The 7,550-nt window shown below is 59.1% G+C and carries 6 protein-coding genes and 2 pseudogenes; all 8 read left to right on the plus strand.

Translation table 11 applies throughout. The features are described 5' to 3' along the window. Window positions 1-244: pseudogene (locus ACTJGZ_RS15180) on the plus strand (hypothetical protein); the annotation flags it as partial. Window positions 245-476: 232 nt separating this feature from the next. Next, a complete protein-coding gene (rplS, locus tag ACTJGZ_RS15185; RefSeq protein WP_441663739.1) occupies window positions 477-887 on the plus strand; it encodes a 50S ribosomal protein L19 in 411 nt (136 codons plus the stop codon). A gap of 419 nt (window positions 888-1,306) precedes the next feature. Further along, window positions 1,307-2,569 carry a class I SAM-dependent methyltransferase gene (locus ACTJGZ_RS15190; protein WP_441663740.1) on the plus strand — a complete coding sequence of 421 codons (1,263 nt, stop codon included), beginning with the start codon at window positions 1,307-1,309 and terminating at the stop codon, window positions 2,567-2,569. Window positions 2,570-2,991: 422 nt separating this feature from the next. Next, entirely contained in the window at window positions 2,992-4,035 is a 1,044-nt protein-coding gene (locus tag ACTJGZ_RS15195) for an ABC transporter substrate-binding protein (protein ID WP_441663741.1), read from the plus strand. A 143-nt stretch (window positions 4,036-4,178) separates the two neighbouring features. Further along, window positions 4,179-5,036, plus strand: a complete 858-nt coding sequence (locus tag ACTJGZ_RS15200; RefSeq protein WP_441663743.1) for an ABC transporter permease — start codon at window positions 4,179-4,181, stop codon at window positions 5,034-5,036. After that, entirely contained in the window at window positions 5,033-6,310 is a 1,278-nt protein-coding gene (locus tag ACTJGZ_RS15205) for a quaternary amine ABC transporter ATP-binding protein (protein ID WP_441663742.1), read from the plus strand. The genes ACTJGZ_RS15200 and ACTJGZ_RS15205 overlap by 4 nt, the downstream gene beginning before the upstream one ends. A 78-nt stretch (window positions 6,311-6,388) precedes the next feature. After that, window positions 6,389-7,135, plus strand: a complete 747-nt coding sequence (locus ACTJGZ_RS15210) for a spermidine synthase (RefSeq protein ID WP_441663744.1) — start codon at window positions 6,389-6,391, stop codon at window positions 7,133-7,135. A 276-nt stretch (window positions 7,136-7,411) separates the two neighbouring features. Further along, window positions 7,412-7,550, plus strand: a pseudogene (locus ACTJGZ_RS15215) (ABC transporter substrate-binding protein); the annotation flags it as partial.

Genomic DNA, 7,550 nt, shown 5'->3' on the forward strand with positions numbered 1-7,550 from the left:
GCGTGCAGCGGCTTCCTTGCCTGCGCGGCAGGCGGGGCGGGTGGCGGGCAGCCTGATGGGCAGCCTGCCGGGCAAACAGCAAAAAGGCATTCCGCTTCAGGCATCGGCGCAGGGGACCTTGTCATCCGTGCATAGGGCAGCGGCGGTGAGTTTCCGGCAAAAATGCACGGATGTGTTGCTGATAGCTGTCTGGGCGGCGCTGATCCCCGGCTTCATGTGGCTGGGGCATTACGCCGGGTTTTGATAGCCCAGGCGCCGGAGGCGGCAGCATGCCCGTTGCAGGCCGCGGCCAGGCGGCCGGGCCTGTTGTGTAACGGCTGTTTTGCGCAAATGCTTTTGTGCCAATGCGCGCACAAGTTTCCGCGCGTAAGTCGCTGAATCTAGTGTAGAATAGCTGGTTTTTCAACGCATCCTCTGCCGGGGTCTAGCAGTTCTGTCCTACAACATCCCCGAGCATGATGGTTACGGAGCCCTAAATGGCCAACATCATTGAAATCATCGAGCAGGAAGAAATTGCCCGCCTGTCGGCTGGCAAAGAATTCCCCGCATTCGCACCTGGCGACACCGTCGTGGTCAATGTCAACGTGGTTGAAGGCACGCGCAAGCGCGTCCAGGCCTACGAAGGCGTGGTCATCGCCAAGCGTAACCGTGGTCTGAATTCTGCCTTCATCGTGCGCAAGATCTCCTCCGGTGAAGCAGTGGAGCGCACGTTCCAACTGTACTCGCCGCAGATCGCTTCGATCGAAATCAAGCGTCGTGGTGATGTTCGCCGCGCCAAGCTGTACTACCTGCGCGAGCGTTCCGGCAAGTCGGCTCGCATCAAGGAAAAGCTGGTGCGCAGCAACAAGCGCCAAGCGCAAGCACAAGCACAAGCAGCAGCCGAATAAAAATCGGTTATTTGCTGAAACGGCCTGGAAAGGGATTCCTTTCCAGGCCGTTTTTTTATTTACGGCATTGTCATTTTCTGATTCATGCCGGGTGGATGTATCAATTTTGTATTTTGTTTTTACGAGAAACTATCCAATCCTTGATTAACCGGTTTGCCAAGTCTTGTTCATAACGTTTATAACAGTCAGATCACAGGCCTGGATACCCGCTCGGCATTAGACTGGCGCGGGCATGCTCCTCCAGCCGTGACCAAACGCCAAAGCGAAACCTTGCGGTTGATGGCGAGGTCTCGCGTGGCGGTTTTTTGGGGCGCAAGTTCCCCCTGAATGGCTCCGGCATCTAGTCGGGCATTGGGAGGAGCAGCTTCACAATGGTGTGCCGCCATTGCGGCTGGGATCATTCAGCTTGGGAGATATTGGTGAATCCACTGTTGTCCAAAGTCAGTTCGATTCTGGAAAATCTTGCCACGCCGGTGCAAGTGAATTTGCCGGGTGATGAGAAATTAGGGGCGTCGAACCCCCAAGTCGTGCTGACTGTGCACGATAAGGCCGTCCTGGCCCGGCTGGTATCGGGAGATATCGGCATTCTGGGGCAGGATTATGTGGAAGGCAGGGTAGATATTCAGGGCAGCATGCGCGACATCATGAGCGCCGCCTCGGAATTGCTGCCCGGTTCCCCTGTCGAAGCGGCCCGCGGCGGCCTGTTTACGGATCTGGTGCGCCGTTTGCTATCTGTATGGCGCCACTCCATTGAGCGCGATGCCAAGCAAATCGAGTTTCACTATGACCTGTCCGACGATTTCTATGGCTTGTGGCTGGATCCCCGCCGGGTTTATTCCTGCGCGTATTACGCCAAGCCGGATCAAACACTGGCGCAAGCCCAGGAAGCCAAGCTCGATCTGATATGCCGCAAGCTGCGTTTGCAGCCGGGAGAGCGTTTCCTGGATGTGGGTGCCGGCTGGGGCGGGCTGCTGCTATGGGCTGCCGAACATTATGGGGTAGAGGCCGAGGGGATTACCCTGTCGCGCAATCAGCATGCCTACGTCAACCGCCTGATTGAAGAAAAAGGGCTAGGGGGACGGGTCCGGATGTCACTGCTGGACTATCGCAAGCTCGATACGTCGCAGCCCTATGACAAGATTGCATCGGTCGGCATGTTCGAGCACGTAGGCCGAGCGCAAATGACCAAGTATTTCGAACGTCTGGCGCAATTGATCCGTCCTGGCGGGCTGATTATGAATCACGGCATTACGGCAGGCGGGCTCTATAACGCCGAAGTGGGCGGGGGCATGGGGGAGTTCATCGGGAAATACATTTTCCCGGGCGGCGAACTGACGCATATCAGCCATGTCATCGAAAGCCTTTCGGCTGGCGGCCTGGAAATGCTGGATACGGAAAATCTCCGGCCTCACTATGCGCGCACGCTCTGGGCCTGGAGCGATGCGCTGGAACAGCGTCTGGACGAAGCGGCGAAGATTCTGACCGGGGAGCAGGGGCAGCGGTCCTTGCGGGCTTACCGTCTTTATCTGGCTGGTTGTGCCGCCGGGTTCGAGAATGGCTGGATCGCGCTGCATCAGGTCGTCGCGCAGCATCAGCCCAGGCGCGGTCGGGCCGATGAGCTGGATTACCCGGCGGGGCAAGCCTACCCATGGCGCCGCGACGATATTTATCGCGCCGGTTAAGGGCGGAAAAAGCGGCCTGAAGCAGGGGCTGCCCATGCGTGCCGGACGGGCGCGCGCGGCGCTGGCGCCCTGATTGCACAAGCCCGGAATGCCTCAGGTATTCCGGGCTTTTTGATGGGCCGTCGGCTTGAGGAAAAGCGCCAGCCGGGCCTAGGGTTTTCCTGGATTATTTGGGGTTTTGATCATTTTTGGTTAAAATGCCCCCTTCTTCATTCAGTTTGTTGTCAATTTCGTTGTATTCGTTTTGGCTTTCCATCACGAAAAACGATCCCTTGTGGAGAGCCATCACCTGGCTCCCCGTCAAAATGTCGGTATGTATTGGCGGTCTTGCCCGTCTTCCGCACACCTTCCTTATCTGCTAAATGGCGTTGTACCGTTTGTTATTGGCGGTACCGCGTCCAAGACCCTTAAGGAGGCGAATCATGAGTATTTCCCGTCGTTTCAATTCTCGCAATGTGGCGCGCGCCCCGCGCAATACGCTGTTGGCTGGCGCCGTCCTGCTGGCGCTGTCCGGTTTGGCCGGCACAGCGCAGGCGCAATCCGGTCCAACTTGCGAAGTCAGCCGTCCCGTTAATTTTGGCGGTATGAACTGGGAGTCCAACCTGGTGCTGGTCGATGTGCAGCGCTTCATCCTCGAAAAGGGGTATGGCTGCAAAACCGATGTGTTGCCCACTGAAACCCTGCCGGCTCTGGCCGCGCTGGAACGGGGCGACCTCGATGTGAATACGGAAATCTGGCTCAACAGTGTGGCCGAACCCTGGGCCAAGGCCGAAAGCGGCGGCAAGGTGAAACGGGTGGGCGAGCTGTATATGGGCGGGGAAGCCTGGTATATCCCGCGCTATACGGCGGAGCGTTACCCGGAACTGAAGTCGGCGGCAGACCTGCCGAAATTCAAGGATAAATTCGCCGACCCGGAAGAGCCTGGCAAGGGCCGTTTCTATGGGTGTCCGGCAGGCTGGGGTTGCGAAGTCGTGAGCTCCAATCTGTACCGTGCGCTGGGCCTGGAAGACAGCTACACGCTGTACTCGCCTGGCACCGGTGCGGCGCAGAAGGCGGCGCTGACGTCCGCGTACAAGCGCAAACAGGACGTCGTGTTCTATTACTGGTCGCCGACGCCGCTGGTAGGCTCCATGGATCTGGTCGAGCTGGAACTGCCGCCTTATGACAAGGCCAAGCACGAATGCCTGACGGCGCCCAAGTGCGCCAATCCCGAACCCAGCGCCTATCCTGAAAACCCGGTCTTTACCGGTTTGAACGTGGCGTTCGCGCAGCAGGCGCCGACGCTGGCCGAGTTCTTTACCAAGATGGCCGTGCCGCTGCCTGTCATGAATGCCACGCTGGCGCATCTCGAAGAAACCGGCGATGACGCAGACGATGTGGCGCAATGGTTCCTCAAGAACCACGGCGATGTCTGGAAACAATGGGTGCCGGAAGAGGTAGCGACGCGAGTGCAGGCTGAGCTGTAAGCCAGCGCTGCCCCTGCGTTCCTGCGTGGCTTCCCCGCGCTGCTGGTTGATCCGGCAGCGTGGCTGGCGCTGCGCCGGCCTATCCCTTTTTTGACGGTCTGCCGGGAGCGTGAGCGCTGCCGGCATGGCTGATGGTGCTCATTATGTTTCCTGAATTGATACCCGCGCGCGATTTACGGCGCGCCATCGACGGCTTCGTCGAACATCTTGTTTCCCGCTATGCCGATACGCTGGAGACCTTGTCCAAGCCCTTCCTGCATGCTCTGGTCTGGCTTGAGCAAGTTCTTCGCGGAACGCCATGGTGGGTGGTGGTCCTGGCTGTCATCGTTATTGCCTGGCTGGTCAGCCGTCGGGTGGTGTTCAGCGTTTCCATGGGGGCGCTGCTGTGTGTGATCGGCTTGCTTGGCCTGTGGGATGCCGGCATGCAAACCCTGTCGCTGATGATTATGGCGGTCTTGACGTCCGTGGTCATAGGCATTCCATTGGGCATCATCATGGCCAGGGTGAACTGGCTGCGCAGCATCATGATGCCGGTATTGGATGTCATGCAGACCATGCCCAGTTTTGTCTATCTGATCCCGGTTGTCATGCTGTTCGGGCTGGGCAAGATTCCCGCCATCATCGCGACGGTGATTTATGCAGTGCCGCCCTTGATCCGCCTGACTGATCTGGGCATCCGCCTGGTCGATGAAGAAGTCCTGGAAGCCTCACGCGCTTTCGGCGCCAATTCGCGCCAGCAACTGTTCGGCGTTCAACTGCCGCTGGCCTTGCCCAATATCATGGCGGGCATCAACCAGACCACGATGATGGCCTTGTCCATGGTGGTCATCGCTTCCATGATAGGCGCGCGCGGCCTGGGCTACGAGGTGTTGCTGGGCATTAACCGCCTGGAAGTCGGGCGCGGCCTGCTGGCCGGCCTGGGTATCGTGGTGCTGGCAGTGCTGTTCGACCGCATTACGCAATCTTATGGACAGCGGGTTCGGCAAGGAGGTGCGCGATGAGCAAGATCGAGGTCAAGGGTATCTACAAGATTTTCGGCTCGCACCCCAAAAAGTGGCTGGCCGAGGCGCAATCCGGCATCAGCAAGGAAGAGCTGCTCAAGCGCAGCCGCCATACGCTGGGTTTGCGTGATATCAGCCTGTCCATCGAAGAAGGCAGCATCTACGTCATCATGGGCCTGTCGGGCTCGGGCAAGTCCACCCTGATCCGCCATTTCAATCGCCTGATTGAACCGACGGCAGGGCAGATTCTGGTTGACGATGTCGATGTGATGAGCCTGGGCAAGCGGGAATTGGAAAAATTCCGGCAGAAGACCATGAGCATGGTGTTCCAGCGCTTTGGCCTGTTTCCGCACCGCTCGGTTTTGGACAATGCCGCCTATGGGCTGGCGGTCCAGGGCGTGGGGCGGGCGCAGCGCGAAGAGAAGGCGCGCTACTGGCTGGAGCAGGTTGGGCTGGCCGGGTTCGAAGAGCAATATCCGTCACAATTGTCCGGCGGCATGCAGCAGCGGGTCGGCCTGGCCCGCGCGCTGGCGACCGACGCGGAAATTCTGCTGATGGATGAAGCCTTCTCGGCGCTGGATCCGCTGATCCGCCGTGAAATGCAGGATCAGCTGCTGCAGTTGCAGTTCAAGCTCAATAAAACCATCGTTTTCATTACCCATGACCTAGATGAGGCTTTGCGTCTGGGCAACCGGATTGCGATTCTGAAGGATGGCGAATTGGTGCAGGAAGGCACGCCTGAAGATATCCTGCTCAATCCCGCCACCGATTATGTACAGGCCTTCCTGCAGGATGTGAATCGCACCAAGGTGCTCAATGCGCGCCATGTGGTCAACCCGCCGCGCCTGACGCTGACGATGCGCTCGCAACCGGCGCATGCCCTGCAGCGCATGCAGATGCTCGATTATGAATACGCGCCGGTTCTCGACGGCAAGCGTCTGGCCGGAATCATTTTGCGTGAGCGTGTCGAGGAAGCCATTGCTGCGCATGCGCGTGATATTTCGGCCTACACTGGCGACATGACCTCTGTGCCTGCCACGGCCGGACTGGACGAGGTGCTGAGCCACATGCTGGACAGCAATGCTCCCGTGGCGGTGACAGGCGAGGATGATGAATTCATTGGCATGCTGTCGCGCAAGAAAGTGGCGGAACTGGTAGCGCCGCTTGTGGCGGAGGCGCAGGGCGAAAACCCGGCGCCCGCGGCAGAAGCGGCTGGTTCCGGAGGGGAAGCGCAAGCGCCACAGACCGGGGGCAACCGCGGCGCGGCAGCCTAGGCCGGCTCAGGAGATGTATTCGTGGCAGCAGTGAACGGGCGCGGCAGCCGCCGCGCGCGCAAAGGCGTTGACCGCCGTATGTATGACGACCCGACCTTGTCGGAACAGGATGGCATCCGCTATCTGCATTTCGGCACGGAATGGATACAAGGGGCGATGGCTGTCGATAGCCCCGCCGAACTGGTGCTGGAATATACCCGCCAGATGATGGCGTGGCTGCTGTTTCTGGAGCCGCCGCGCGATGGAGCGATTGGCCAGTTGGGGCTGGGCGCGGGCTCGCTCACGCGTTTTTGCCTGAAGAAAACGCGCAGCCGCCTGACGGTCGTGGAATGGAACCGCATGCTGCCCATGATGTGCAGCCTGTATTTCCGTTTGCCGGCAAATGCGCGTTTGCAAATAGAGATAGAAGATGCCCAGGACTGGGTGGCCGAACCGCAGCTTGCGGGCAGCTGCCCGATTCTGATGGTGGATCTCTATGATGCCGATGCCCAGGGCCCGGTGCGGGATTCCGTCGAGTTTTACGGAAACTGCCGCCGCATCCTTGGCGATACCGGGGTGCTGACCGTGAATCTGTTTGGTGCCCACGAAAGCTTCGCGCCCAATATTGCCAATCTCAAGGCCGCATTTGATGGGCGGCTTCTGCTTTTGCCGGAGATAGATGCCGGTAACCGCATTGCGATTGCTTTCAGCGGCCCGCCGCTGGCCGTGGAGGCGCAGCGCCTGCTGGCGCGCGCGGAAGTCGTGGAATCCCGCTATGGCTTGCCGGCCCGGCGCTGGGCGCGCAGCCTGCTGAGCGAAGCGCAGGACGGTATTTTACGGGTCTAAGCAAGCCTGGCGGCGCCTGTGCCGGCGATGCCGGCAGGCGCCATTCCCGCATGGGCGGGAGTCGTTTTTTCCTCTTCTGAAGCTGTCTAAGTGTGGCTGTTTCGGTTTATTTATTCTTTTCCTGCGTTGTTATTGATAAAAAAGCAGGATGGCTGCAATTTTTCTATATATTGCTCTGGCGATTTGCGCAACCTGCGTATTCCATAATTCACCGATATAGGGCTGTGCGGGTTACTATTTCCCCACTTTCACAGGGCTTTTCCGGGGGAATCCGCTATGTTGCATATCAAACGTACAGTCCTGGCCATGGTTGCCGCCGCAGGCTTGGCAGCTGCCGCACCATCTTTTGCTCAGCAGAAATCCGTCGCTTTGGTCACGATTGTCGAACACCCAGCGCTGGATGCGGTGCGTGACG

The organism is Kerstersia sp. (assembly GCF_052103615.1).
GTDB lineage: Bacteria > Pseudomonadota > Gammaproteobacteria > Burkholderiales > Burkholderiaceae_B > Kerstersia.

Bases quoted from the DNA above. Each gene is read 5' to 3' on its own strand.
- rplS (WP_441663739.1), top strand. From the start codon at position 477: ATGGCCAACATCATTGAAATCATCGAGCAGGAAGAAATTGCCCGCCTG.
- ACTJGZ_RS15205 (WP_441663742.1), top strand. From the start codon at position 5,033: ATGAGCAAGATCGAGGTCAAGGGTATCTACAAGATTTTCGGCTCGCAC.
- ACTJGZ_RS15195 (WP_441663741.1), top strand. From the start codon at position 2,992: ATGAGTATTTCCCGTCGTTTCAATTCTCGCAATGTGGCGCGCGCCCCG.
- ACTJGZ_RS15210 (WP_441663744.1), top strand. From the start codon at position 6,389: ATGTATGACGACCCGACCTTGTCGGAACAGGATGGCATCCGCTATCTG.
- ACTJGZ_RS15200 (WP_441663743.1), top strand. From the start codon at position 4,179: ATGTTTCCTGAATTGATACCCGCGCGCGATTTACGGCGCGCCATCGAC.